This is a genomic window from Anabaena sp. CCY 0017 (assembly GCF_963920885.1).
Taxonomy (GTDB): Bacteria; Cyanobacteriota; Cyanobacteriia; order Cyanobacteriales; family Nostocaceae; genus Nodularia.
The window spans coordinates 111136-136130 of the sequence record NZ_CAWUDG010000003.1 but is presented as its reverse complement, the minus strand read 5'-3'; the positions used below and the strand labels follow the sequence as shown (position 1 = coordinate 136130).

Sequence of the window (24995 nt, the reverse complement as noted above, 5' to 3'; positions counted from 1 at the left end):
GTTTTAAAAGATATTCTCAGGAAGTGAATTTTCCTCACCCAGAGGGATGATACATTTTGAACTATTCTGTCGAGAGTTGTTCACCAAGCTACTAACTGGATAGCTAGCCATTGCTTGATCGGGATATGGACACAATAGCTGCTCTAGTTGCTCTGGTGTTGACATTTGGGGATTTAACCACAAATCGTAATCTTGTGGAGACACAATCACAGGCATCCGATGATGAATTGGTTGGACTAATTCATTAGCTGCCGTTGTTAAAATTGTACAAGATATGATTTCCTCATAGTCAGGCTTGTCCTGTGGGGGTCGCCATCTTTCCCACAACCCCGCAAAACCAAAGGGCTGTCCATCACAAAGATGAAAATAAAAGGGCTGTTTTTTACCATTTTGCCGTTTCCACTCATAAAAACCATCAGCTAGCACTAAACAGCGTCGCTGCTTGAATGCTGAACGAAAAGCTGGTTTTTCCGCCACTGTTTCGGCTCTCGCATTGATTAGCTTCACCCCAATTTTTGGATCTTTCGCCCATGAGGGTATCAACCCCCAACGTAACTGCTGAAATTCATGCTTGTCAGTTTCCGGATTATGTAGGACGGTTGCTACCCTTTGCGTAGGTGCAATGTTATATTGAGCAGCTAAATCTGGAATATTCTCTACACAAAACAAATTAGCGATCGCTGCTGATGACTGCTTTAAAGTAAATCTTCCACACATACTCTTATTTCCTCATACTGAATAAAACCACCATTTTAAATACAAGAAATTAATAATTACTATTGTTTCTATTATTTTTGATTTTTTCGATTTTTTTGTTTCATACGCATATACTTAAAATAAATAAAAAACATCCTGTTTTTCTAAGTTTAGTTTGTAATATATTGTATTTTAGCCCCTCACTAACTTCGACATTCATTATATTTTTTGACATGGAAACACTAAAATTGTATGATTTCTTACCATCAGGTAACAGTTATAAGATTCGACTATTATTGACACAAATAGGTATGCCCTTTGAAAGAATAGATATTAACATTTTGAAAGGTGAGACTCACACTCCAGAGTTTTTAAGTAAGAATACCAACGGTAAAATCCCAGTTTTGGAAGTTAATACTGACAAATATTTGGCAGAATCAAATGCCATATTAGTATATTTGAGTGAAGGCACAGAATTTTTGCCTTATGATCGTTTTTTACGAGCGCAAGTATTGCAATGGTTATTTTTTGAACAATATAGCCATGAACCATTTATTGCTAAATCAAGATTTTGGATCTCTATTTTAGGTAAAGCTGAGGAATATCGCCCAGCTATAGAGCAGAAACGTGAACCTGGTTATGCAGCACTAAAGATAATGGAAAATCATTTAATGACCCATAAATTTTTTGTCAGTGAACGTTACACAATTGCTGATATTGCCTTGTTTGCTTATACTCATGTAGCTGATGAAGGTGGATTTGATTTAACAAAATTCCCCGCCATCCAAGCTTGGATAGAACGAGTCAAATCTCAGCCTAGATATATCAGGATTACACAAGAGAAAAATTTTGCTGAATAAATGGTTGTGTGTCTTGGCCTGAAAATGGTTTCTATATTACATATATAATTAAAAAAATTAAATATCTGTGTCAATTTCAATCAGCTTTTGCCGAGAAGATAGACCAGATTTAATTCTGATATGAGATTTGGGGACATCAAATTTTTCAGCTAGTAGTTTAATTAATTCTTCATTCGCTTTCCCATCTACTGGTGGAGACTTTAACCTGACTGTCAAACTACCATCAGTATGTTCTTCAATTTTCTGCTGTTTGGAATTAGGTTTAACTTTAACTCTTTTTTGCATATCCAGAGGTAAATAGACAACGCGATAGGGGCGCAAGGCCTTGCGCCCCTACTCAATCAAATCTGAGCCTGATTTTTACAGCTAATTTTAAGGATACCTTCTGCTACCAGCCCCTACTACACCAATTTTGTGCCGATAAGAAAGTTCAGCCCCAAACCAGCCAGTGATGCTAGTTAGCGTCCCCACAACCAGGGAGAGCAAGAATCCCCAAGGTAATATTCGTGATTCAGGATCTCCAAAACGTAAAATCAAATTCAGGGCTGTCAGGACTAAAATTGCCACATTGAGAATTAAATGCGTCCAACCAGCTGTGCGCTTGCGAACACGTTCAATTCTCAAAAAGTCGCTCATCCCTGTAATTGCAGCGATTATACCTCCTAGAAGCCCCAATCCAATTAACCATAGGGACGCTCTAGCCCAGAAAAAATCATGCGTTAACCAATAGCCGAAGTCGCTTCCCAACGCAGCAGCTAAAAAGGCGATGGGAAATATTATGGTTAGCGGGTGTAGAGGATGTCCGGCGATCGCCACTGTGCTGGGTACGCCACTATCCTGATATTCTCTGTCGTCACTTTCAATAATTGGTGGGATATTTGGGAACGGTGTAGAATTGGCTTCTGTTCCGGTAGTTTCCATGATTTAGTCTCCTATTTTCAACTCAAAGAAATTTGTGAAAATCAGCTGCAATTTGCAATATTAATGTACCTACTTATATTGTTGTTGGCTGAGAAGATGTTTGAAAAGCATTGAAACATCAAAATTAATTCTGTAGCTTAATTTAATGCTGGGACTCACAATTGATGATTGCCAGACACTATTACTTAAACTATTACTAAATTATCCTTGAGTCAATTTATAAAAATAACATCAAAAATTTATCTACCTGGCGATGTAGTCCAATTTATACAGTTATATTTCGCAAAGTAGAAGCATTAAATTATTCGTAGTAAATATTTAAATATTCTACCTGGAGTTACGTCATCTATCATTCAAAAGAAAGATGGATATACCTAAATTCTATGTCAATCTGAAAGGGAGTAATGATCCGAACACTTTTTAGAGGAGAACTGAGCATGGTATCCACATTAGATGATACAAAACGAAATGCTATTGCCATGAAATTGGCAGATATGAAATTAATTCAACAGTTGTTCATTGAAAACGAGCAACTTTTTTTAAGAGAATCAACTGATGGAGAAATTTCTGATCGCATCCGCAAGATGTTAGAAGATGACCAAAAAAATCAAGGCGTTCTAGAAACGGTCATGGTTCAGTATGGTATCCAAAAAGAACCAAAAAACATGGTTCAAGAAATGTGCCAGAAAATCCGTCAGTTGATGCAAGGCTCTGAATTGAGTTTCTATGAAAAAGTATTTCAGCATGAATTGTTAAAGCATCAACAAGTAATGTCTGGTATGACAATTCATAAGGCTGCTCAAAAAGTCGGTGCTGACGTAATGGCGGCAATTGGTCCTTTAAATACTGTTAACTTTGAAAACCGCGCTCACCAAGAGCAACTCAAAGGGATTCTAGAAGTTCTGGGTGTGCGTGAACTGACTGGACAAGATGCAGACCAGGGGATTTGGGGACGAGTTCAAGATGCGATCGCTGCTGTTAGTGGTGCAGTCGGTAGCGCTGTCACCCAAACTAGTGACAAAAAGGATATGAATATTCAGGATGTGATTCGTATGGATCACAATAAGGTGAATATTCTATTTACCGAATTACTACAAAGTAATGATCCACAAAAGATTCAAGAGTATTTTGGTCAAATCTACAAAGATTTAACAGCTCATGCTGAAGCTGAAGAGGAAATCGTTTACCCCAGAGTACGTTCTTTTTACGGTGAGAGCGACACCCAAGAACTGTATGACGAACAAGCCCAAATGAAACGGTGGTTAGAAGAAATCCGTGGTATGAATCCCTCTGCACCTGAATTTAAGGACAGAATCAGAAATTTGATGGATCTTGTCGGCGATCATATTCGTCAAGAAGAAAGCACAATGTTTGCTGCTATTCGTAACAATTGTAGTTCTGAACAAACTGAGCAAATGGCGACACAATTTAAAGCCGCTAAGAGCAGAATTCAAGCCAAATTGGGAGGTACTAAGACAGGAGCAAATGTTTAGTAATTTGATATTATCTGCCAATTATAAATAAAGCTTGTAAACTACCCACACTGACCCGAATCGGTTACAGTGTGGGCTTTTAGTAGCCCTGAACTGTCTGTGCTGAGGTCACAACACAAACAGTTCGTTCGCGTAGCGTGCGCGTAGCGCAAACCTCTGGGCGAGTTTACAAGATTCACCCCAATAGCAGCAATATTTTTTGCCCCATTAAAATCAGCATCCCCACTCCAAAAACAAGTTTCATTAGTGCATTTGAAGCGTTTGTCAGAACGCAGTCCAATATGTAGGCATTGATGACAAGTTTGACTTGTCCAAGCTGGAGTCACAGCAATTATTTCTACTCCAAATTGGATGCCTTTGTATTCCAAAAAAGAACGCAATTGATAAAAAGACCAAGAATTAGAACGTCTACGTTCTGTTTTGTTTCTTGGCTTTTGATTAGTTCTTTCACGAATACCTGTTAAATCTTCAATTGCCACTATGGCATGATTTTTTAATGCGGACTGAACTATTGACTTGCTAATGTTGTGGTTTAGCCATTGTTGAAATTTTCTTTCCTTGCCCGACAACCGTTTCAATATCTGCCTTGCCCTGCGGCGAGTAGACCTTGTGCCTTTCGTAGCTTTCTTTTGGAGAGAAGTCCTGACTCTAGAAAACTTGTCCCTAACATCGTTGATTTGCTTTCCATCCCACTTTTCTCCATTGCTAGTTACAGCAATATCGTTTTAACTGGCTTGTCTTTTTGTTTGGCAGTTTTGCGTTCGCCAAAGGCGCGGCTTCGCCGTATAGCCCCAACCCTGGCGCAAGCACGAACAGCTAAATTTGCACTTAACCCAAATAAAACACGAATCTCGTTATAGACCATATTTTGAATAGTGGTCTTGCTGGTTATTTGAGGTTTAACTTTCTGATTGGCGTAGTTACACGCATCAGCAAAAGCCTTTAGTACCAGTTCGATTTCCTCTACCTGTTTCTGGGAGGGGTTGAGCTGGCAAACTAGCGTCAATACTTGTTCCATGACTTCGACCTAATCACTCATGAACATAATATATGAAAATAGTCTTAAGGCTTTGAGTAATCCATAATGTCCTAACCTCCTTGGCGATCCGCTATACCATGAAATAATTTAATCCCAGCAAAGACTCCCAGAAATTGGGTAAACCCTACCAGGATAAGTTGCATTTACTGTATTATTGGCAGTATTTATAAGCGGCGTAAGCCATAGTCACAACCCCGGTGATAATGGCAGATTCATCAACTTCAAATTCAGGATGGTGTAATGGGTGATTAATAATTCTGTCTTTGTAGCCGACACCTAAGCGAAACATGGAACCAGGGGCGTGTTCTAAATAAACAGAAAAGTCTTCAGCGCCTAGAGAAGGTTCAGGTAAGACTTGGACGCGATCGCTACTCCAAGCTTCTTCCGCCGATGATTGCAACAATTGGGTGATAGCATAATCATTCTGCACACTCGGTACACCTTGGCGATAATTCACTTGATAACGCGCCCCGAAAGCATGGCAGACATTAGCGACAATATTTTCAATCCAGTTGGGAAGTTGAGTTCTGGTTTCGGGATGAAGCGATCGCACTGTTCCCAACAACTGTACATGATCAGCAATCACATTCGGCGCTCGACCACCAGTAATCTTCCCTATACTCAACACCACAGGACGCAAAGGATTCTGTGTACGGCTAATAGCCTGTTGCAATGAAGTAATCACTTGTGAAGCAATCCAAATGGCATCAATCGCTTCATGAGGACGCGCCCCATGTCCCGATTCTCCGGTAATGATAATCTCCAAATCGTCAGCAGCAGCCGTCAATGCGCCGTAACGGATACCAATAGATCCGGCTGGTATGGAAGGGAAAACATGAACTCCTAATATAGCTGAGACATTTTCCATAGCCCCATCATTTACCATCCAGCTTGCGCCTTGAGCAATTTCCTCAGCTGGTTGAAATAAAAATCGGACTTTCCCGCCCAATTCCTCCGCCATTTGGGACAGTACCATTGCTGTTCCTAAGCCAACGGTGGTGTGAACATCGTGGCCGCAGGCGTGCATCACACCTTCTGTCCGAGAAGCATATTCTAACTTTGTCCGTTCTTGAATCGGCAAAGCATCCATATCAGTACGAATTGCTAATACACGCTCATCTTTAGCATTATTTGGCAATTCTGCAATTACCCCAGTTTTACCAATCCCCTCTTGCACGTGTAAACCACTAGAAGACAACACACCAGACACAAAGGCAGATGTTTGGTATTCCTGACCGCTTAGTTCTGGGTGCGAGTGGATATGGCGGCGAATTTCAATTAAGCGGGGCGCTAATTTTGTGGCTAAGTCTTTAATATTGGTTAGCATTACTCTATTTTATCTGACAGGCTTTGTTCCCATGATAAAGAAGTGTTGAAAAACAAAATGCTCTTGTTCTACACCTGAGTACTGAGTAGAAATCAAGTAGGGGCGGGTTTATTAAAATTATTATTAGTAATTGAGCCGATACTGTCATAGCTTGCGTAGCGTAGCCATACACGCCCCTACATCAAGACTTTCAGCAATCAACAATGTCCTAACGTGTATGCGTAGTGCTATGTTTCCAGATAAAACCACACGGTAGGGGCGCAAGGCCTTGCGCCTCTACGGCAGATGTGGTTCAAATACATGAAAACTGATGTAATTAGCGGTGAGAACTTCAATTGCTAGAGCAAGTTGTACCTGGAACATTTGCAGTTTTGAATTTATTGCATTGTCTGTCCGTTGCACGTTCTAAAGACCAGTCATAAGGCTTATCAGAAGTGACAACACCACTAGGCAGAGTTGTGAGCCGGTAGTGCGCCCCCCGGAAATTAGTAAACTGTAAATTGGCTCCCTGAAAGTTAGCTGCTTCTAAATTGGCGCTAATCAAACCAGCAAAAGACAAGTTAGCATTTGCCAATGACGCTGATTTCAAATTTGCGGCTGTCAAAGAAGCCCCTGTTAAGTTGGCAAAATCCAGAACCGCATCTTCTAAGTTGGCAGATGTTAGGTCTGCATTAGCGAGATTCACTTGAGTTAAATTCGCACCCTTCAAGTTAGCATCTCGCAAATTTGCCTTCCCCAGATTCATTTGAGTTAAATCAGCACCACTCAAATCGCATCTAGGACAAGAACCTGCTGTCTTCAATTGTTCTAAGTGTTGCTGGTTCACGGCAAAGGCTTGGTCTGTCAAACCCATACAAACTAACAGGGCGACACTAGCTACAATCTTGAGCTTCATACTTTTTACGGTGATTAACAGGGATGAAAAGTTATGCAATAATTAATACCACACTTAAACATAGCCGAATTTTTCGGCAAATCACGAATATGAAGTAGTGGTGAAGAAACTATAAAAAACTTATAAATTCTAGTTATAGGACTACACAAAACCAGATTTAGGGTTTACAATAATTTTTGTAAGCCAACTATACTGAACCATTTATAGACTACCACATATGTGATACCCCTAGCTAAAGGTAAAAAAGCTAGGGGTATCTTGTATTAGGCATGGGCAAACACCTGTTTTAACGGATTTCCAGAAAATAAATTGCCCCATTTCATCAGACCATCCTTGTTCTTTATCCCCCCTGTCCCCTGCTCCCTGCTCCCCTGCTCCCCTGCCTACCTCAGCAATGGAAGATTTTTTTAATTGTCAGTCCCTAACGCCACCCTAATAAGCGCAACCCAGGAACAATCAGGTAATAACTCACCCCTAACCAAAAGCTCATCAAGAGACTCACTAAAGTAAAAAAGGCTATGGGTAGGGATAAAGCCGACCAGAGGGGCTGTCCAGAAAATTGAAAAACGGTCGTTGGAAAGTCAAAAATAATTAACATTGCGAAAATAATAGCCGTCCCAAATGCCGCAACTACAGCATGAACTATGTGATGGCTGCGAAAACCTATACTCAAGGTGAATAGAAAAACTGCGACTAAAATTACTGCTAATAGTCCTTCGCCGCTATCTCTGGTTGTGGTTAATTGCAAAACTAACCAGCTAAACCCATAGCTGACCATACCCATGAGCGATGCGACTAAAAACCGTCGTCGTTGACCAAAACATCCCGATATTGTGATTCCCCATGCAGTTCCTAAGCCTGCGCCGAAGAATACAATAATTTCTGTGGCCATCGCCGCTTGGGTATTATTCACTAATTCGGGTAGCTGACTAAAAATATATTCGGAAACTTGCTCACCTAATACTGTCCTATAAGCTACAACAAAACCGAACATTGTACCTATACTAGCCCCAAAACTAGTTATTAGCATTGCCCAAATTGTCGCTAAACAAGCTTGTAAGATTTTGAGCATTGCTTTAGCTATAAACAGCACTGTTTTACCTATAGCTTTGGTAAGGTTGCTGAATGCTTGCTCAATAGCTTGGATTAATAGGGTAAATTTACGCGAAACCTGGGTTGTGGCTTGTTGAACAGAGTCTTTTATTTGGTCAAATAAACCAGGGTGCGAAGATGTGCGGATAATCTTAGTCAAGCGTTTCTGAATAATTGCCGCATTTTCTGGACGCGATCGCACGTCTTCCAGTATCATTTCATCTAATAAATCTGCTAGTTTCGGGTTAACGTTTACCTGATTTCGCCACTGCAAAGCCCCTGTTTGAGGATCTTCTAACTGTGGTGGATATTTACCCGTCAGTAATTCAATCATCGTCCGACCGAGGGCATAAAAATCAGCCGCAGTCCCCACATTACTACCAGTTATCTGTTCTGGGGGACTGTAACCTGAAGAATATAACCTAGTTGAACTAGACTCTCGACGCATTTTAGAGGTGTTAAATTGTTTGACTCCACCAAAATCAATCAACACCAGTTCCACTTTGTTTTCCCCTGGAGTCAGGGGTACAGTGGTTGAGGGCGTTCGCAACATTAAATTAGACGGTTTGATGTCCCGGTGAATAATCTGGCGTTTATGTAATTCCTCTAAAATCTTGACAGTCTGAGAAAACCAAATTAACACCAAATTCTCTGGACATCCTTGAGGATAATTTTCTAGTATTTCCTCCAAGGTCTGACCGTTAATTTTTTCCATCACCAGACAAGCTAGTGGACGCGGTTTAGGAGTGGGCAAATTTATTTGAAAATAACCGTCAGCTTCCACTCTCGGAACACCCGGATGGTGTAACTTAATTAGAACCTCTGCCTCTTGTCTAAACAATTCCAGGGCTTTTGGTGAGTGTTCCACCAAAACTTTCAGTACTTTCTCTGTTTGGGTTTTTTCATCCCAAACCGTGTAAATTTGGGCAAATCCTCCCGAACCCAAGGGTTGGAGAGGGACATAACGATCTAACAACTGTAGCAATGCGCCACAGCTGTTACAAAACTTGTTTCCCCAAGGTTGAGGATAAGGACGTTGACAATCAGGATTTATGCAGTGAACCGCACTCTTAGTGATGTGTGGACACATTCCCTACAATACAAAGGCTGAATTGATTTTAACCTTTACACTGGCGTTTGCGGCTTGAAGTGGAAATTTTTCGCTAAATTCTAAAGTTTTGCTTTAGCTATGACATTACCGAAAGTCAGGTTAAAGTCTATGACTGACAGGAATAGCAGATGCGATCGCCTTTCTAATCTGCAAGCTATTATAAATTGGAAAAATATGCAGCATACAGCCTGAGATTTCAAATGAAAATAGCAGTTTTCAGTACCAAGGCCTATGATCGACAGTTTTTAGAGGCTGCAAATTCTCCCGCCCAACATGAGTTGGTTTTTTTTGAACCCCGTTTAAGTCAGAATACCGCCATCTTAGCTGCTGGATTTCCGGCTGTTTGCGTATTTGTGCATGATTTGGTTGATGCGCCAACTTTAAAAATTCTGGCTTCGGGGGGAACTCGCTTAATTGTTCTCCGGTGTGCAGGATTTAACAATGTGGACTTACAAGCCGCAGCCAACTTGGGGATAAAAGTTGTCCGTGTTCCTGCCTATTCACCCTATGGAGTAGCAGAACACGCTGTAGGATTGATTTTGAGCCTCAATCGCAAAATTCCTCGTGCTTATAATCGCGTCCGTGAAGGTAATTTTTCTCTCACAGGACTGTTAGGATTTAACTTGAATGGTCGCACAGTCGGGATTATTGGCACTGGTAAAATTGGTCTGATTTTGGGACAGATTATGAAGGGTTTTGGCTGCAATATACTCGCTTATGATGTCTATCGCAATGCCGAACTAGAGAAACTGGGCGGAAAGTATGTAGAGTTGCCTGAGTTATTTGCTAACTCTGATATTATTTCTTTACATTGCCCTCTGATGCCTGAAACTCATCACTTGATCAATGCTGAATCTATAGCCCAAATGAAGCAGAGAGTGATGTTAATTAACACCAGTCGAGGCGCGTTGATTGATACTCAAGCTGTCATTGAAGGTTTGAAGTCAGGCAAAATAGGATTTTTGGGTGTGGATGTCTACGAACAAGAATCAGATTTATTCTTTGAGGATTTGTCTGCCGAAATCATTCAGGATGATATTTTTCAACGCTTGACAACATTCCCCAATGTATTAATCACTGGACATCAAGCCTTTTTTACAGAGGAAGCTCTCTACAATATTGCCGAAACAACTTTTGCTAATATTGCCGATATTGAACAGGGTCGTTCTTGTCCCAATGAGCTTATTTATAAGCCAGAAGTTGCAGAGAAGGCACTGGTTAGATAACTTCAAGTTTAATCTAGCAAAACGAATTAACACCAAATCTACAATAAAAGCGGCTCTTCCAAAAGTAGGGCGCTTTTTAGTATGAAAAACTTTTTCAATCTACAGTAGGAGTGCAATTTTTTATTCAGCGCATAATATTAATATCATCAACATTTCATCCTGATCAAAAGGCAACCGTAGGACTTGGTGACAAAGTTCTTAAACGGTATTTAAGGGAAGAAAATTATATGGCTAAGAATGATTACGAAGATAAATATACTGATCCTGACCTACGTAGTCAACTCAAGGAAGAAATTAAAAACTCCGATAAAGGGGGTAAGCCTGGTCAGTGGTCTGCCCGCAAAAGTCAGCTGCTGGTAAGGGAATATGAAAAACATGGTGGCGGCTACAAGCAGGCTGAAAAAGACGAAGCGGCGGAATCACTAGAACAATGGTCTGACCAAGACTGGCAAACGGAAGCAGAAGGAGATCGCGCTCGTGAAGGCGAAGTCACTAAGCGCTATTTGCCGAAAGCAGTTTGGGATCGACTTAGTGACGAGGAGAAACAAGAAGCTGAACAAACCAAGGAAGAAGCTTCGAGAGAAGGTCAGCAGCACGTCGAATGGACTCCCGCTATTAAAAGGGCTATGCACGAGGTTGAGGAAGCGTCAAAACATCAGCATTAGATGATTAGTCATGTAGTCAGGAAAATCTTTATCTGATTGATTCCAGTCTAATCTTTTCTTGGTGTTCAGTAATTCTCTGAGTTAAGGAATCAATAGCTTTTTTATGATGTTTTTTACCCACTAATCGGCACGATAGGCGATGCGGAGGCTTTGGGCTAAAATTACCAGAGATGCGATCGCCATCAACCCACCCCAAAACCAGTAAGGTAAAAGTAAATACTTTTGCATTTGCCCAGTATCAGACAGTCCTAAAGGTCCAGCATTGTAGCTAAATAAATAATTCAGTTGGTGGTAAGTACTTACACAGGCTTGTACACCTAGAAATTGAATGGCAAACTCCTGCATCCACCGAGGAGCTTTGAGGGCAAAACCAAAAATAATTATACCCAGTATGGGAATTGCCAACAATCCAAACCAGGAACGAACCCAAAGTAAAGCTGAAAGTAATAAAACACCACCCAAAATTTTTAAACTCAGGGAAGTTACGGGAAAACTCCGGGAAGCCAGAATCAAACCTGCACCAGCCAGAGGTGGCCCCATTGGACCGGCGGCAGCGACTAAAGCTGGGCCAATTGGCCATAAAATTTGTGAAATACTATAACTGGCAACGCCAGAACCATTACTAAAAATTTGTAATTGATGGAATCGTCCCCCCAACAGTAGAGCCATCAAGCCGTGACCCATTTCATGGAACCAAGTTGCCAAGATACTAAAAGGGTATAAAATATATTCGCCACCTCGGATTTGCCACAGCACAATAGTGGCGATCGCTGCTGTAATTAGCCAAATTAGCCCCATACGTTCAACTGCTGGCGGAGCTTCTGTAGTCAGCCGTGGTTGAAAATCTTTTCCTGGTTCCCTCATCGGTTACATTCCTGAACGTAATGACTCCAAATCTGGAGTGTACTTTCATCTATCCTAGTGTACTTATGGAAGTAGTACAAATGCTAGGTAATACAGCCGTTTGCACCCTGATATAAAGACGATGGACGAAAGCGCTACAAAGAACGATCTAGTTATCCCTCGCCGGTCTGATGTGGATCATTTGTTCATCCTCCAAGATAGATGATAGAGGCTGCTGGAGGATGGATGAAGGAGCAGGGAGCAGGGGGATTTGGAACTCCCCTAGCAAAGGGGTTCTGAGCAACTAAATTTATTCATGCTCAAAGGAACAATATTTATGTCCCTCACCCTATCAGTTAAGCAAGTTGAAAGATAAATGTTACTAAATCTCCCTTACCTAGACTGATGCGATCGCCGGGTCGGAGGCGGTGTCGATTTCCTGGTAATAACGGCGAGTTATTAATGTAAGTGCCATTAGAACTACCCACATCTTCTACGTAGTGAAAATCTCCCTCAACCCGAATATCTGCGTGTATCCGTGAGACAATCTCTGAATTGGAAAATCCGGAAACATCCACATCTGGGGGAATCCGGTCATTGGGTTTGCCGATGTGAATTACAGACAGACTTTGAGGTAATTCAATTTCGCGATCGCTTTGAACGTGGAACAAGCTGGCTGTTACCTGCTGCAATTGCGTCATGGAAGCAGATGGTGCCGGTGTTGGTGCTTCCACAGCCACTGGTTCGGGTTCGGGTTCGGGTGCTTCCATAGCCACTGGTTCTGGTTCGGGTGCTTCCATAGCCACTGGTTCGGGTGCTGGTGCTTCCATAGCCACTGGTTCTGGTTCGGGTGCTGGTGCTTCCATAACCACTGGTTCTGGCTCTGGTGTCGGTTCTGGTGCCGGAGGGGGAATTTCTGCTGCTGGCGCTTCTACTGGTGTCACTGACATTGCTGTAGGGGGTAGGACTGAAGCAGCCGACTCATTAACGTTGGGAACGGGGTTAATTCCCAAAGCATTTGGTTGTAAAAGTTCTAACAGAGGATCTGGTTCAACTAACTGTGGTACTTCCACTGGGATGTCAGGAGCAACTGTGGCTACAGATGTGGCCGCAGCCGGTGCGGCATTGGAGTGGAGATTATAACCACATTGACCGCAAAAAGCAGCATCTGCCTGGACAGTTGCGCCGCAGTTGGGGCAGTTACTAGTGGTAGGTAACGGCGTATAACAAGCTTCACACTGCACAGCGCCGTCTGGATTGGGGTGATTGCAATTAGGACAGACGATCATCAATTTAAGCCTTTGTTCAAGATCATCGTAAAATAATATTGGCAAGCAAAAGAAAACTCTGTAGACACTTCTGCTGTGAGAAAGCGCCACAAAGAAAAGTTGCTACGAAATGGAGCTAGTTCTGGGCGATTGCGTGAGCAACGGTTAGGAACAAGCTGAAATCGCCCGCAGATCAGAATTTTGCTCAGGGGACAACTCTAGCTTCTGATTGTAACAATTACTCCAAAGAGGAAAGTTAAGCTGAGAGTTCCGAACCTGCTGCTGCATCCAGTAACCACCAAAGTTCGCCTTGGGGTTGAATCAAGCGGGATGGATAAGTGAAGTCATCTGCCACAGGCGCGAAGACTTGAGCTAAAGCTGGTCGTTTATTAGCACCAGCAACCACAAAAATAACACTGCGAGCAGCATTGATAAATGGGTAAGTGAAGGTTATGCGAGGGTTGCCATCTTTGTTACCCACAGTAATCAGTCGATCTTGCACTTTTAAAGCTGCGGTGTGAGGAAACAAAGATGCGGTATGTGCATCATCACCCATTCCTAGCAATACTACATCCAACGCCGGAAACTCATCGGGAGCAGAATTAAAAAATTCTCGTAGATGCTGTTCGTGCTTGGCGGCTGATACGGCTGGATCTCCGTCTAAAGTTGGTACAGAGTGAATGTTACTGGCTGGGATATCAACGTGATTTAACCAAGCACGCCGAGCCATCAGTTCATTGCTATCGGGATGATCTGGTGGTACATAACGTTCATCTCCCCAAAAGATATGAACTTTATCCCAAGGTAGTTTTTGTTTAGCGATCGCTTCGTACAATGGCTTAGGTGTACTACCACCAGCTAAGGCAATAGTAAACTGTCCCCGTTGTGCAATCGCTGTTGACACCTTGGACAAAATTAAATCTAGCGATCGCTCAACTAGCACTGAAATATCTGGGAGAACTTCCACCTTTTTATTCATGGTTTCATGATCATATTACCGACTTCCAGCAATACCATACCGAACTTATGACTATTCCTCGTTTTAACTTTTGAAACTTTTAACATGATGCCTGAATTAGACACAAGCCGACAAGGCCGAGGAACCCTTTCTTGTACAGACGCGATTGATCGCGTCTCCCTCTACTCCCTCATGAACAGCTGATCCCAACCTGAGATTGCTTCTCTCTGAGCGATTAACAATTGTTGGATGCCTTTTTCGGCAAAATCTAGTAGCTGGTTTAACTGAGTCCGGCTATAACTGCCTTCTTCTGCTGTTCCCTGGACTTCAATTATACCTAGCTGTTGATTCATCACCACGTTAAAATCTACAGTTGCAGCTAAATCTTCCAGATAATTTAAATCTAAATATGGCTGCCCTTGCAATAAACCCACAGATATTGCTGCTACTTGCCCACATAAAGGCGATCGCTCTAAGACACCCTGCTGCAATAATTGAGACACGGCATGAGCTAAGGCCACAAACCCGCCTGTAATTGCTGCGGTTCTAGTACCTGCATCGGCTTGCAACACGTCAGCATCTACAGTTAGCGTGCGTTCTCCCAAAGCCTCAAAATCAATTGCTGCTCTTAAACTACGTCCAATTAAACGTTGAATTTCTTGAGTTCTTCCAGACAACTTCAACAATTCTCGTGCTTGCCGTTCCTGTGTGGCTGAAGGCAACATTCGATATTCAGATGTTAACCAACCTTTACCACTTCCTGCTAAAAACTTTGGTACTCCCTCGCTCACACTGACAGTACAAAGTACCTGAGTGTCTCCAAATTTCGTCAGAACCGAACCGGGAGCAAAGCGAGTAAAACCGGCATGAAAGCTGATGGGACGTAATACTTCAGGTTGCCGACCATCAGGACGCTGCCAAACCATGAGAATTGCCTCAGAAATTTTATATACAATTAAACTGCCTTCACATTACCAGATACCGTCTTTTCTGGGGAAAGTTCTGAGTGGGGAAAGTTTTGAGTAAGTTTCTTCCCCCCTGCGCCCTGCGCCCTACCCCCCTGCCTCTTCTCCCCTGCTTCTTATCAAAACTTATGGGGTAGAAAGCAGGGTTAAAATATTTTGCTCTACCAACTCTGGTGATTGGTCGCCATTGATAGTCAACAGGCGACGGCGACGGTCGTAATATTCGAGGATGGGAATAGTGCGATCGTAGAATAATTCCACCCGGCGCTGCACAATTTCGGGTTGGTCATCTGAAAGAGAACGCTCCAACGAGCGATGTACCATAGTAGCTTCTGGTACTTGTAAATAAATAGCCCAATCTAACTTTTGTCCTAAATCATCTAACAAAAAATCTAATTCCTCAGCCTGAAACGCAGTCCGGGGATAACCCTCTAAAACCCAACCCTGATTAACTTCAGGCTTTTTGAGTTGCAAACGGATAAATTCAATCATAATTTCATCTGGGACTAGCTCACCCTTTGTGACATAAGGTTGTGCATAGCTACCTAGATCACTCATACTAGCGATCGCTTCCCTTAACATCTCACCTGTAGAAATTTGAGGTATCCCAAAATTGCTGCAAAGTTGTTGCGATTGGGTGCTTTTACCCGATCCTGAACCTCCCAAAATCACTAATCTCACGATAATTCACTCCTCTATAAGTAAAATTAATTACAATCTAAATCTATTTTGCTCAAATCAAGATGATAGTTAATACAGGGATTTTCCCATTTCCTGTTCCCAGAATTTGCAAGTAATTATGTATAATTATTAGTTTCATGCAAAAAACCGAAATGTCAATCATGCTTGTCTTACAGACAAGTTTAGGTAGAGGCCGATTTACCAATATCCCTGTTAATAATGAATGATATCTGTAAAACAGCCCCTACTCGTGGAAATTTTGCCCCAATTCTCTAATTCTTTGCTATTTCTTGAACTTCCCCTATGGTTGCCCAATTAGAAACTTCCAGCGTCAATTCAACTCTCAGCTTACCCTATCCCGTTGAAGGACTAGTACAAGTTTTTACTAGTACACAACGCACTTTTTTTACTGATGTAATCGCCCAATCGTTGCGAATTGCAGGTCAAGGTACATCAGTATTAGTAGTACAATTTCTCAAAGGTGGTATTCGTCAAGGTCAAGAGCGACCCATTCAATTAGGACAAAATTTAGATTGGATTCGCTGTGATTTGCCACGTTGCATCGACACACCGCATCTAGACGAAGCCGAAAACCAAGCTTTACAAAAATTGTGGCAATATACCCAACAAATAGTAGGCGAGGGTAAATATTCTCTCGTAGTTTTAGACGAATTAAGTTTAGCGGTTAACTTTGGCTTAATTCCCGAAACTGAAGTTTTAGAATTTATTGCACAACGCCCTTCTCATGTCGATATCATTCTCACAGGAACAGAGATGCCGAAATCTATCTTAGATGTGGCAGACCAAATTACTGAAATCCGTCGCAGTCATCGACCTTAAGTTTATTCGCTGCTGTAATTGATATTTTGTAGATTTATTGAAAAAGAGGTCAAACGTGCTAAAAAATGATAAATGGATTATTGAACAAGCCAAACTAGGGATGATTTCGCCATTTGAAACTTCTCTAGTGCGGGAGATTGAAGACAGGCGAGTAATTAGTTACGGTTTGTCTAGCTATGGCTATGATTTGAGATTATCTCCCACAGATTTTCGGATTTTTAGACATATTCCCGGTACAGTTGTCAATCCCAAGCGGTTTAATCCTGAAAACCTAGAATCTATTGCACTGCAAACCGATGAAGATGGCTCGTTTTTTATTATTCCAGCCAATTCTTATGCTTTAGGTGTCTCTCTGGAAAGATTGCGGATTCCTGCCAACATTACAGTTATTTGTATTGGAAAATCAACAATGGCGCGTTGTGGGATTATTGCTAACATAACTCCTGCCGAAGCTTCATGGGAAGGTTTCTTGACTCTAGAGTTCAGCAATGCTTCTAGTGCAGACTGTCGTATCTATGCTAATGAGGGTGTGTTGCAGCTGCTGTTTTTAGAAGGAGAACCATGTCAAACAACTTACGCAGAGCGCTTTGGCAAGTATCAAAATCAACCACAAAATGTCACCATTGCCAAGGTTTAGAAGTCAAAAAATAAACAATTGCTGCTGAGTAAATTTCAGCAGCAATTTGGTGTGAATATTTAACAGAATTTTGGTAGAAAAATATAGATAAATCTTGCTTCTTAACACACCAGTCATGGTATCTAATGTCTAATCTGAAACTGTACCATCGGGGAGAGTAGCGTTGCGGAAATTTGCTCCCTCTAGGTTAGCATTAGTCAAATTTGCTGATCGTAAATTAGCACGATCCAAATCAGCTTTATGCAGATTGGCTCCTGACAGGTTAGCACCTTCTAAATTAGCTGCTGTCAGATAAGTTGTACTTAAATCTGCATTACTGAGATTTGCATCTTCGAGATGTGCTTTATTCAGGTTGGCTTGACTAAGGTTTGCACCACTCAGATTCACTTTATGTAGAATAGCTCCGCCTAGATTAGCTCTACTTAAATCAACCTGATCAAAATCTCGTTCTCCAGAAGCATAACGTTGCAAAAAATTATTTACATCCATATCTACCTCAATTTATGCAGCACTGCGAGAAGTGAGCAAGTTCCACAAGAAGATAGCCACAATCGCACCAAGTACGGCTAAGATGATACCCGTAATACTGAGAGTCGGAGCCGTGAGAGCAAAGGTTCCTGTACTAAAAAATACCCCCAAGCTACCACCAACAAAAGCACCGATAATTCCCAGTAATATTGTTCCTAAAATCCCGCCACCTTGATGTCCGGGGTAAATAGCCTTGGCGATCGCACCAGCAATTAGTCCTAATACAATCCAAGCAAGAATGTTCATGATCTTTAATTTAGTAAATATTTTTACCGTTCAGACATAGACTAACAATTCAAGGCTTGGCATTAAATCTGTCATCGGAACTAATTATTGAGAACCGCAACCAACTATTTGGATAATTACCACTTCTTTTGGTATATACTCCTATGCAATCTGTATGAGTTCTGCACATATCAACTCTGGGTAATGGCTTGTATAGCGTGAGAAGTCGGCATGAATAAATTATCATAGTTTGTCGTGACGTTTTAGCGCTAAAGCGCAACTACGAGCAAATTCGCGCAGCTTGACAAAGAAAGGGGATAAGCTGTTTTATCTAGACTGTTTTTTTAAATTCCACTATGGCAACGATTAACGACAACTACCTGAAGCTGAAAGCTGGTTATCTGTTTCCCGAAATTGCACGGCGGGTGAATGCCTTTGTTGAAGCAAATCCGGACGCTAAAGTTATCCGGTTGGGTATTGGCGATGTGACAGAACCTCTGCCGGAAGCGTGCCGCACAGCAATGATTCAGGCTGTGGAAGAAATGGGCGATCGCGCAACATTTAAAGGCTATGGTCCCGAACAAGGTTATGCTTGGTTAAGAGAAAAAATTGCAGCCCAAGATTTTCAAGCTAGAGGGGCTGACATAGATGCCTCAGAAATCTTTATTTCCGATGGTTCTAAGTGCGATACAGGCAACATTCTCGATATTTTTGGCAAAAATAACGTTATAGCGGTTACTGACCCTGTATACCCCGTCTATGTAGACACTAACGTGATGGCTGGTAATACCGGGGATGCCAACGATAAAGGCGAATTTGGCGGTTTAGTCTATCTCCCAATTTCGGCTGATAATAACTTTAAGGCTGAAATTCCCTCCCAGAAAGTTGATTTAATTTATCTGTGTTTTCCCAATAACCCCACAGGTGCAACTGCTACCAAGGAATATCTGCAAGCCTGGGTAGATTATGCCAAGGCAAATAACTCGATTATTTTCTTTGATGCTGCCTACGAAGCTTATATCACCGATCCCGCCCTTCCTCACTCCATATACGAGATTGAAGGCGCAAAGGAATGTGCCATTGAGTTTCGTTCCTTCTCTAAAAATGCAGGTTTTACCGGAACCCGTTGCGCGTTAACTGTTGTACCCAAGACGTTAACAGCAAAAGCAGCTGATGGTTCCGATGTGGAACTGTGGAAGCTGTGGAATCGCCGCCAATCGACTAAATTTAATGGCGTTTCCTACATCATCCAACGGGGTGCAGAAGCGGTTTACTCCGAAGCAGGACAGGCGCAAATTAAAGCCTTGGTGAGTTTTTACCTAGAAAATGCCAAAATTATTCGTGAACAACTGTCAGCAGCCGGATTAGCTGTGTATGGTGGGGTAAATGCACCTTATGTATGGGTGAAGACTCCTAATAACTTATCTAGTTGGGAATTTTTCGATAAGCTGCTGCAAACAGTGAATGTAGTGGGTACACCTGGATCTGGTTTTGGGGCTGCGGGTGAAGGCTACTTCCGCATTTCGGCTTTTAATAGTCGGGAAAATGTCGAAGAAGCAATGAAGCGAATTACCGAAAAGTTTAAGGTGTAAAAATCTGTGGTGGGCATTGCCCACCATAAACCCTCTTCCCTTGGCGTTCTTCTCCCAAGGGGAGACGCTACGCGAATGCGTCTTGGCGGTTCGTTCCTCATATAAAAATAAAATATGATCAAGTTAGCAGTAATTCACTATTAACAACTTCTATGGTTTTACTTCAAGAATTATCTGAACTTTTACAAGCAGAAGATCCAGAAGAACGACAAATAATTACTGGTGTCAGTTGGAAAAATTATGAAGCGTTACTCAATGATTTAGGTGACAGTCGGCAATATAGAGTTACATATTTAAATGGAGTTATAGAACTGGTGTCACCAAGTCGCCGCCACGAACGGAATAAAAAAAATATTGGTTCTTTGCTTGAGGCTTATTTTCAAGAACAACGTATTCGTTATTTTCCTCTAGGTTCTACCACTTTCCGCAAACCAGCCAGCAGAGGTGGTACAGAACCAGATGAATCATACTGCATCGGTACAGAAAAAGAATTTCCAGATTTAGCGATTGAAATAATAGTAACTAGCGGGGGTGTGGATAAATTAGAGGTTTATAAAATTTTAGGTGTCAAGGAAGTTTGGTTTTTTAGAAATAATCAATTTGAAGTTTATATTTTGCAGGGTGAAAATTATCAACAATTTGTCAAGAGTGAGTTATTGCCAAATCTGGATTTAGCAATATTGGCAGAATATGCGATCGCACCAGATCCTTTAGAAGCTATACTAGCATTTCGGGAAATAGTGAAAGCAAGTTTGGGTTAAAATTATTTAGATTATGGAATAAATTCGTTTAATGCCTCAACTAAAAGATGTACGGTTGTGCAAGGATTATCACTTTCGGCATTATGAGGATTATATTGCTTCAGAAGATTTATAGCGTGTTTGATAGCAGTAGCTTGTAGATGTTCTAACTCTTCATAAATTGAATCGCTATTTTTTTGATATGGGTTTTTCAGACATTTATTTAACTTAGGAATGTAATCTTGGCGAGGAAGTCCAGTATTGAGAAATTGAAAATGCAATAAATACCATAATTCAAATGCCTCATTAGAATATGCAACTTTAAACCCTGCTTTATTAGCATTTTCTATTGCATTGTTAAAATCTTGCTTCAGGCAATCATCTCGGTCAAATACGCACCAAGAGCATAGTTAAGTTCTATTCCTAAAGGACATATTCGTGAGAATTTCACAAATATCTTGTTTAAGCATAGCGGTTATGGATATATTCTCAACCGATAAATTTATAAGTACATACGCACTAATAAAATGAATACAAATGAAAAAATTAGATGTATATGAAGAAATATAAATTAACTGTAGGGCTACCGTACTTTGAAGTGTTTACACTGAGTGCAGCCGAAGTGTTGATGGTGCGTTGCGCTGTGCGACAACACACCCTACATTTTATTTGTCTTTACAGGGATAGATGATTAGTTGTGTGATGATCCAGGGAGGCGATCGCACAAACAAACTCAAATAAATTGATGTGAAACTAAGATCGGCTTACAATGAGTGTCGGGAGTGTCATAACCCAGACAAACTTAGATGAATGCGGACGAATTTTTCCAACAGGGATTTAACAAACATTTGCAAGGTGACTATCAAGAAGCCATCGCAAATTATACTCAAGCGATTCAGCTACATCCAGACTACGCCGAAGCTTACTATAATCGGGGTCTGATTCTCAGTGCTGAACTCAAAGATTATCATGGCGCGATCGCTGACTTTGATCAAGCAATAGACATTAATCCCCAGTTTGCTGAAGCATATTGCAACCGGGGAAATGGGCGTTACTTCTTAGCCAATTATGAGGGTGCGATCGCTGACCATAACCAAGCCATACAAATCAAACCCAATTTTGCCCAATCTTACCACAGTCGGGGTAATGCCTACTTAGCTTTAGAAAAATACAACCAAGCGATCACGGATTATCAACAAGCAATCGAAAATAGTCCTCAGTTAGCTACCCAAATTAACTGCGATATTGCCAAAGCTTTACATAATCGGGGTGTGGCGCGTTGCAATTGTGGCGATAATCAAGGCGCGATCGCTGATTTTCAACAAGCTTTACAATGGCATCCTTATTTTGCCCCAGCTTACAGCAGTAGGGGTAATATCTATCATATTTTAGGAGATTATCAGCAAGCGCTCGCTGAACATGACCGTGCCTTACAACTAGATCCCAATTTAGCCGAAGTTTACCATAATCGGGGTAATGCCCGCTATGCTCTACAAGATAATCACGGCGCTATCAAAGATTACAGTCAGGCTTTAAAAATTCATCCCAATTTTGCAGAAGCATACTACAATCGGGGTCTGGTTTATTTTCGTCTAAAAGATTTTCAGCAAGCATTAACTGATTTTAACCAAGCGCTGATATTGAACCCGGATGATATCCAAGCATACTGTGAACGTGGTTTGGTTCAAGAAGCTTTAGGAGACTATCACCAAGCTCTGGAGGATTATAGCCAAGCATTACACAAAAATCCCACCTTAGCTTTAGTATACGGCTATCGGGCTAATGTGCGTCGTCTACTGGGAGATTACCAAGGGTCAATTGATGATAGTAATCGACTCTTACAACTTGACCCCAATTTAGCCCAAGGATACTGCGATCGCGCTACAACTCGTCGGAGTCAAGGAGATTATCAAGGGGCTATTCAAGACTATACAATGGCATTGCAGATTAATCCTGATTTAGCCCCAGCCTATTATGGTCGGGGAATTGCTTACGAGATTTTGCAAGATTTCTTGGCCGCAGTCGCCGATAATACTCAAGCCATTCAGCTGTTTCCGGAGTTTTCCCAAGCCTATTGTAACCGTGGTAATGCTCATCGTTTTTTAGGAAATGAACAGCAGGCAATGGCGGATTACAATCAAGCATTAGAAAGCAATCCTGATCTGATCGAAGCTTATTACAATCGGGCTGCTTTATACTATGCACTGAAAGATTATCAGAGTGCAGTTGCAGATTACACCCAAGTATTAAAAAGAAATCCTCAATCAGCAACATTTTATAGCGATCGCGCCAATGCTCTCTATGCTCTGCAAGACTATCAAGGAGCCATCAAAGATTATAATCAAGCTCTGGCTATAGACTCTAGTAGAGCTGAAGACTGGTATAACCGTGGACGTAGCCTTTCGATGCTGGGAGATTTAACCGCCGCTTTGGTTGATTTGAACCAAGCCCTTCAACGTCAGCCTTATTGGGCTTCAGCCTTAATGCTGCGGGGTGATATCCGCCGTCGGCTAGAAGATTATCATGGCGCGATTGCCGATTTCCAAAAATCTGCGGATATTTATAATAGAGATGGAAATATAGAATATTATCAACAAATTATTGAGGCGATCGCACAAATTGAAAATTCATAATTTTTCTAAACAAATTACAGTAATTTCCGAATGTATGTAATACATCAAAAAGTAATCAACCACAGATGCAGCCACGAAATAAATCTGTAATTTATGTCAATGCACATTGCTGTATATGTAACTTCTCTGCATTTTTTCACCAGTTGTTTCCGAAATAATTGTAGAGAATTGTCTATTTTTTATTATTGTTTGGTTATCATGCTCTGCTAATGTGGCTTGTAATGCTGTTGCATAGCTCATAACTTTGCTAGAATATATTCAAAGCTTTGTGGAATCTTCTCTTCGTAAACTTCCTGTGCTTGTAGAAATTACGATCAACTTACCAAACTAACATTATGAATCGCTTCACCTCTGGCTTGTTTGTAGGTTTGCAAGCGTCTATGTCCTCTCTGGCTATTTCTCAGAGAAACGATAGTGCTAAACACCTACCTCCTTCTAACTATATCTATGACGGTGGACTTAACTTTGACCGTGGATCAGGACGCATCGGGCGCGGTTGCTAAATCCGCCTTAATTAAGTTGAATGTTCTCTCATTTGAGTAATTACTAAAATATTCATGAGAGAAATTAAGCAATGCGGTCGCTAATACTCTGTTCTGGAAATCATACCATGAGCCAGAATTTTGCCAAGCGATCGCATTAATCATTAATTTCAGGTCATTTACAACTTGATGGCCTGTTGTTTTATATTATACTTTATTCATAGACACCAGAGCCAATTTATTATAAACTTTAAACCTGTTTAATTTTTTCATATTTGGCCAAAAATAAGAATCATTTAACAAAATGGCTAAAGAAATAGAGCGTAAATATTTACTCAAAGATGATAGTTGGCGAAAATTAGCTCAAGGCAGTGTATATTGTCAAGGTTACATTGCTACAAAAGATAAAACTACTGTCCGAGTGCGGATAGTCGGAAATCAAGGTTACTTAACCATTAAAGGGCCTAGTGTTGAATGTTCAAGATTAGAATTTGAGTATCCCATTCCAGTAGAAGATGCTCAAGAAATGCTGAATACATTGTGTCAAAAACCTTTTATCGAAAAAGTTAGATACAAAGTAGAATGGGACGGTTTGATTTGGGAAATAGACGAGTTTGATGGTCTGAATAAAGGACTGATTTTAGCAGAAGTCGAACTCAGTGATATAAATCAACAGATTTCACTACCACCTTGGATTGGTGAAGAAGTATCTCATGATCCGAGATATTTCAACAGCTATTTGGTAACAAATCCCTTTTCACAATGGTAATTGTGACTAATTAAATATGTTTTTTAAATATACCGAAGCACTCGTTACCATAGCATCTGTTAATTTTGCAAATCTGGTAAAGTTCTATACGCAATTACTTGATAAAAAGCCAACATCTTTTATCCCCAATGTTTATGCAGAGTTTCAACTTCCTGGGGTAAGATTAGGGATTTTTCAACCTCAAAAAAACCATACATCTGAATTTGCCAACTCAGCAAACAGTCAGATAAGTTTGTGTTTAGAAGTGAATAATTTAGAACAAGCGATCGCACACTTGACAAACTTAGGCTATCCACCCCCCGGCGAAATCTCCACAGCTTCCCACGGTAGAGAAATTTACGCTTATGACCCCGACGGCAATCGCTTGATCTTACATCAAAAATAGACGCAATCAATAACTTCCAAATAAACAAACACCCAAAAACCTAACTCAATAAACCTCTCTCTTCCTGATTTCTCTGTGTCCTCTGTGCCTCTGTGGTTGGTTTACTTCTTAAAAAAATGTTATA

At 41.2% G+C, this 24995-nt stretch carries 27 protein-coding genes and 1 pseudogene; 12 read left to right on the top strand and 16 right to left on the bottom strand.

The annotated features are described in order from the left end of the window. Positions 1 to 3: 3 nt before the first annotated feature. Positions 4 to 717 (bottom strand): SOS response-associated peptidase, encoded by a 714-nt coding sequence (locus tag ACM0OW_RS05110; RefSeq protein ID WP_414548962.1) that lies wholly within the window; start codon positions 715 to 717, stop codon positions 4 to 6. A 212-nt stretch (positions 718 to 929) separates the two neighbouring features. Between ACM0OW_RS05110 and ACM0OW_RS05105 the strand changes: the two genes are divergently transcribed. Beyond that, a complete protein-coding gene (locus tag ACM0OW_RS05105) occupies positions 930 to 1556 on the top strand; it encodes a glutathione S-transferase family protein (RefSeq protein ID WP_414548961.1) in 627 nt (208 codons plus the stop codon). A 57-nt stretch (positions 1557 to 1613) separates the two neighbouring features. Here the strand turns inward: ACM0OW_RS05105 and ACM0OW_RS05100 are convergent, their stop codons facing one another. Continuing rightward, positions 1614 to 1841 (bottom strand): DUF167 domain-containing protein, encoded by a 228-nt coding sequence (locus ACM0OW_RS05100; protein ID WP_414548960.1) that lies wholly within the window; start codon positions 1839 to 1841, stop codon positions 1614 to 1616. Between the two features lie 87 nt (positions 1842 to 1928). Beyond that, the gene (locus ACM0OW_RS05095) at positions 1929 to 2477 is read right to left on the bottom strand and encodes a DUF2231 domain-containing protein (protein WP_414548959.1); all 549 of its coding nucleotides are present in this window, start codon (positions 2475 to 2477) and stop codon (positions 1929 to 1931) included. Positions 2478 to 2914: 437 nt separating this feature from the next. Here ACM0OW_RS05095 and ACM0OW_RS05090 point away from each other — a divergent pair, with 437 nt between their 5' ends. Then, positions 2915 to 3970 carry a hemerythrin domain-containing protein gene (locus ACM0OW_RS05090; RefSeq protein ID WP_414548958.1) on the top strand — a complete coding sequence of 352 codons (1056 nt, stop codon included), beginning with the start codon at positions 2915 to 2917 and terminating at the stop codon, positions 3968 to 3970. A 41-nt stretch (positions 3971 to 4011) separates the two neighbouring features. Here ACM0OW_RS05090 and ACM0OW_RS05085 read toward each other — a convergent pair whose 3' ends face one another. From ACM0OW_RS05085 to ACM0OW_RS05065, 5 genes are all read right to left on the bottom strand, one after another. Continuing rightward, the gene (locus ACM0OW_RS05085) at positions 4012 to 4647 is read right to left on the bottom strand and encodes an RNA-guided endonuclease TnpB family protein (RefSeq protein ID WP_414549180.1); all 636 of its coding nucleotides are present in this window, start codon (positions 4645 to 4647) and stop codon (positions 4012 to 4014) included. Between the two features lie 32 nt (positions 4648 to 4679). Next, positions 4680 to 4988, bottom strand: a complete 309-nt coding sequence (locus ACM0OW_RS05080) for a hypothetical protein (protein WP_414548957.1) — start codon at positions 4986 to 4988, stop codon at positions 4680 to 4682. Between the two features lie 172 nt (positions 4989 to 5160). Beyond that, entirely contained in the window at positions 5161 to 6336 is a 1176-nt protein-coding gene (locus tag ACM0OW_RS05075; protein ID WP_414548956.1) for a M20 family metallopeptidase, read from the bottom strand. Between the two features lie 331 nt (positions 6337 to 6667). Beyond that, positions 6668 to 7231, bottom strand: coding sequence for a pentapeptide repeat-containing protein (locus ACM0OW_RS05070; protein WP_414548955.1), 564 nt, complete (start codon positions 7229 to 7231; stop codon positions 6668 to 6670). A gap of 421 nt (positions 7232 to 7652) precedes the next feature. Further along, positions 7653 to 9413, bottom strand: a complete 1761-nt coding sequence (locus tag ACM0OW_RS05065; protein ID WP_414548954.1) for a protein kinase domain-containing protein — start codon at positions 9411 to 9413, stop codon at positions 7653 to 7655. A 221-nt stretch (positions 9414 to 9634) separates the two neighbouring features. On the opposite strand from ACM0OW_RS05065, the gene ACM0OW_RS05060 reads away from it, so the two are divergent. Then, positions 9635 to 10660 (top strand): 2-hydroxyacid dehydrogenase, encoded by a 1026-nt coding sequence (locus ACM0OW_RS05060; RefSeq protein WP_414548953.1) that lies wholly within the window; start codon positions 9635 to 9637, stop codon positions 10658 to 10660. Positions 10661 to 10770: 110 nt separating this feature from the next. Continuing rightward, positions 10771 to 11325 (top strand): hypothetical protein, encoded by a 555-nt coding sequence (locus ACM0OW_RS05055; RefSeq protein ID WP_414548952.1) that lies wholly within the window; start codon positions 10771 to 10773, stop codon positions 11323 to 11325. A gap of 120 nt (positions 11326 to 11445) precedes the next feature. Here the strand turns inward: ACM0OW_RS05055 and ACM0OW_RS05050 are convergent, their stop codons facing one another. From ACM0OW_RS05050 to ACM0OW_RS05030, 5 genes are all read right to left on the bottom strand, one after another. Next, on the bottom strand, positions 11446 to 12189 hold the full coding sequence (locus tag ACM0OW_RS05050; protein WP_414548951.1) for a M50 family metallopeptidase: 744 nt from the start codon (positions 12187 to 12189) through the stop codon (positions 11446 to 11448). A gap of 335 nt (positions 12190 to 12524) precedes the next feature. Beyond that, positions 12525 to 13457 (bottom strand): FHA domain-containing protein, encoded by a 933-nt coding sequence (locus ACM0OW_RS05045; protein ID WP_414548950.1) that lies wholly within the window; start codon positions 13455 to 13457, stop codon positions 12525 to 12527. Positions 13458 to 13692: 235 nt separating this feature from the next. Then, positions 13693 to 14415: a 6-phosphogluconolactonase gene (pgl, locus tag ACM0OW_RS05040; RefSeq protein WP_414548949.1), complete on the bottom strand. Its 723-nt coding sequence runs from the start codon at positions 14413 to 14415 to the stop codon at positions 13693 to 13695. Positions 14416 to 14576: 161 nt separating this feature from the next. Beyond that, entirely contained in the window at positions 14577 to 15320 is a 744-nt protein-coding gene (gene rph / locus ACM0OW_RS05035) for a ribonuclease PH (RefSeq protein ID WP_414548948.1), read from the bottom strand. A 165-nt stretch (positions 15321 to 15485) separates the two neighbouring features. After that, the gene (locus ACM0OW_RS05030; RefSeq protein ID WP_414548947.1) at positions 15486 to 16040 is read right to left on the bottom strand and encodes an adenylate kinase family protein; all 555 of its coding nucleotides are present in this window, start codon (positions 16038 to 16040) and stop codon (positions 15486 to 15488) included. A 303-nt stretch (positions 16041 to 16343) separates the two neighbouring features. Between ACM0OW_RS05030 and ACM0OW_RS05025 the strand changes: the two genes are divergently transcribed. Next, positions 16344 to 16880, top strand: coding sequence for a P-loop NTPase family protein (locus ACM0OW_RS05025; RefSeq protein WP_414548946.1), 537 nt, complete (start codon positions 16344 to 16346; stop codon positions 16878 to 16880). A gap of 55 nt (positions 16881 to 16935) precedes the next feature. Beyond that, positions 16936 to 17517 (top strand): dCTP deaminase, encoded by a 582-nt coding sequence (gene dcd / locus ACM0OW_RS05020; RefSeq protein WP_323213373.1) that lies wholly within the window; start codon positions 16936 to 16938, stop codon positions 17515 to 17517. Between the two features lie 129 nt (positions 17518 to 17646). Here the strand turns inward: dcd and ACM0OW_RS05015 are convergent, their stop codons facing one another. Next, positions 17647 to 18006: a pentapeptide repeat-containing protein gene (locus ACM0OW_RS05015; protein ID WP_414548945.1), complete on the bottom strand. Its 360-nt coding sequence runs from the start codon at positions 18004 to 18006 to the stop codon at positions 17647 to 17649. A gap of 12 nt (positions 18007 to 18018) precedes the next feature. Next, entirely contained in the window at positions 18019 to 18291 is a 273-nt protein-coding gene (locus ACM0OW_RS05010) for a GlsB/YeaQ/YmgE family stress response membrane protein (RefSeq protein WP_414548944.1), read from the bottom strand. A gap of 335 nt (positions 18292 to 18626) precedes the next feature. On the opposite strand from ACM0OW_RS05010, the gene ACM0OW_RS05005 reads away from it, so the two are divergent. Together ACM0OW_RS05005 and ACM0OW_RS05000 are read left to right on the top strand one after the other, a co-directional pair. Beyond that, positions 18627 to 19862, top strand: coding sequence for an LL-diaminopimelate aminotransferase (locus ACM0OW_RS05005; RefSeq protein ID WP_414548943.1), 1236 nt, complete (start codon positions 18627 to 18629; stop codon positions 19860 to 19862). A gap of 152 nt (positions 19863 to 20014) precedes the next feature. Beyond that, positions 20015 to 20623 carry a Uma2 family endonuclease gene (locus ACM0OW_RS05000; RefSeq protein ID WP_414548942.1) on the top strand — a complete coding sequence of 203 codons (609 nt, stop codon included), beginning with the start codon at positions 20015 to 20017 and terminating at the stop codon, positions 20621 to 20623. A gap of 11 nt (positions 20624 to 20634) precedes the next feature. Here the strand turns inward: ACM0OW_RS05000 and ACM0OW_RS04995 are convergent. Further along, positions 20635 to 20991, bottom strand: a pseudogene (locus ACM0OW_RS04995) (RloB family protein); the annotation flags it as partial. 417 nt (positions 20992 to 21408) lie between these two features. Here ACM0OW_RS04995 and ACM0OW_RS04990 point away from each other — a divergent pair. The 4 genes from ACM0OW_RS04990 to ACM0OW_RS04975 all read left to right on the top strand — a co-directional run bounded on the left by ACM0OW_RS04990 (position 21409) and on the right by ACM0OW_RS04975 (position 24871). Continuing rightward, positions 21409 to 23235 carry a tetratricopeptide repeat protein gene (locus ACM0OW_RS04990; RefSeq protein ID WP_414548941.1) on the top strand — a complete coding sequence of 609 codons (1827 nt, stop codon included), beginning with the start codon at positions 21409 to 21411 and terminating at the stop codon, positions 23233 to 23235. A gap of 335 nt (positions 23236 to 23570) precedes the next feature. Continuing rightward, positions 23571 to 23738 carry a hypothetical protein gene (locus ACM0OW_RS04985; RefSeq protein WP_414548940.1) on the top strand — a complete coding sequence of 56 codons (168 nt, stop codon included), beginning with the start codon at positions 23571 to 23573 and terminating at the stop codon, positions 23736 to 23738. A 283-nt stretch (positions 23739 to 24021) separates the two neighbouring features. Further along, entirely contained in the window at positions 24022 to 24486 is a 465-nt protein-coding gene (locus ACM0OW_RS04980) for a CYTH domain-containing protein (protein ID WP_414548939.1), read from the top strand. Between the two features lie 16 nt (positions 24487 to 24502). After that, the gene (locus ACM0OW_RS04975) at positions 24503 to 24871 is read left to right on the top strand and encodes a VOC family protein (RefSeq protein WP_414548938.1); all 369 of its coding nucleotides are present in this window, start codon (positions 24503 to 24505) and stop codon (positions 24869 to 24871) included. Positions 24872 to 24995 lie beyond the last annotated feature (124 nt).

Coding starts and splice junctions, on each gene's coding strand:
- ACM0OW_RS05110 (WP_414548962.1), bottom strand. CDS start 717: ATGTGTGGAAGATTTACTTTAAAGCAGTCATCAGCAGCGATCGCTAAT.
- ACM0OW_RS05105 (WP_414548961.1), top strand. CDS start 930: ATGGAAACACTAAAATTGTATGATTTCTTACCATCAGGTAACAGTTAT.
- ACM0OW_RS05100 (WP_414548960.1), bottom strand. CDS start 1,841: ATGCAAAAAAGAGTTAAAGTTAAACCTAATTCCAAACAGCAGAAAATT.
- ACM0OW_RS05095 (WP_414548959.1), bottom strand. CDS start 2,477: ATGGAAACTACCGGAACAGAAGCCAATTCTACACCGTTCCCAAATATC.
- ACM0OW_RS05090 (WP_414548958.1), top strand. CDS start 2,915: ATGGTATCCACATTAGATGATACAAAACGAAATGCTATTGCCATGAAA.
- ACM0OW_RS05080 (WP_414548957.1), bottom strand. CDS start 4,988: ATGGAACAAGTATTGACGCTAGTTTGCCAGCTCAACCCCTCCCAGAAA.
- ACM0OW_RS05075 (WP_414548956.1), bottom strand. CDS start 6,336: ATGCTAACCAATATTAAAGACTTAGCCACAAAATTAGCGCCCCGCTTA.
- ACM0OW_RS05070 (WP_414548955.1), bottom strand. CDS start 7,231: ATGAAGCTCAAGATTGTAGCTAGTGTCGCCCTGTTAGTTTGTATGGGT.
- ACM0OW_RS05065 (WP_414548954.1), bottom strand. CDS start 9,413: ATGTGTCCACACATCACTAAGAGTGCGGTTCACTGCATAAATCCTGAT.
- ACM0OW_RS05060 (WP_414548953.1), top strand. CDS start 9,635: ATGAAAATAGCAGTTTTCAGTACCAAGGCCTATGATCGACAGTTTTTA.
- ACM0OW_RS05050 (WP_414548951.1), bottom strand. CDS start 12,189: ATGAGGGAACCAGGAAAAGATTTTCAACCACGGCTGACTACAGAAGCT.
- ACM0OW_RS05045 (WP_414548950.1), bottom strand. CDS start 13,457: ATGATCGTCTGTCCTAATTGCAATCACCCCAATCCAGACGGCGCTGTG.
- pgl (WP_414548949.1), bottom strand. CDS start 14,415: ATGAATAAAAAGGTGGAAGTTCTCCCAGATATTTCAGTGCTAGTTGAG.
- rph (WP_414548948.1), bottom strand. CDS start 15,320: ATGGTTTGGCAGCGTCCTGATGGTCGGCAACCTGAAGTATTACGTCCC.
- ACM0OW_RS05025 (WP_414548946.1), top strand. CDS start 16,344: ATGGTTGCCCAATTAGAAACTTCCAGCGTCAATTCAACTCTCAGCTTA.
- ACM0OW_RS05015 (WP_414548945.1), bottom strand. CDS start 18,006: ATGGATGTAAATAATTTTTTGCAACGTTATGCTTCTGGAGAACGAGAT.
- ACM0OW_RS05010 (WP_414548944.1), bottom strand. CDS start 18,291: ATGAACATTCTTGCTTGGATTGTATTAGGACTAATTGCTGGTGCGATC.
- ACM0OW_RS05005 (WP_414548943.1), top strand. CDS start 18,627: ATGGCAACGATTAACGACAACTACCTGAAGCTGAAAGCTGGTTATCTG.
- ACM0OW_RS05000 (WP_414548942.1), top strand. CDS start 20,015: ATGGTTTTACTTCAAGAATTATCTGAACTTTTACAAGCAGAAGATCCA.
- ACM0OW_RS04990 (WP_414548941.1), top strand. CDS start 21,409: ATGAATGCGGACGAATTTTTCCAACAGGGATTTAACAAACATTTGCAA.
- ACM0OW_RS04985 (WP_414548940.1), top strand. CDS start 23,571: ATGAATCGCTTCACCTCTGGCTTGTTTGTAGGTTTGCAAGCGTCTATG.
- ACM0OW_RS04980 (WP_414548939.1), top strand. CDS start 24,022: ATGGCTAAAGAAATAGAGCGTAAATATTTACTCAAAGATGATAGTTGG.
- ACM0OW_RS04975 (WP_414548938.1), top strand. CDS start 24,503: ATGTTTTTTAAATATACCGAAGCACTCGTTACCATAGCATCTGTTAAT.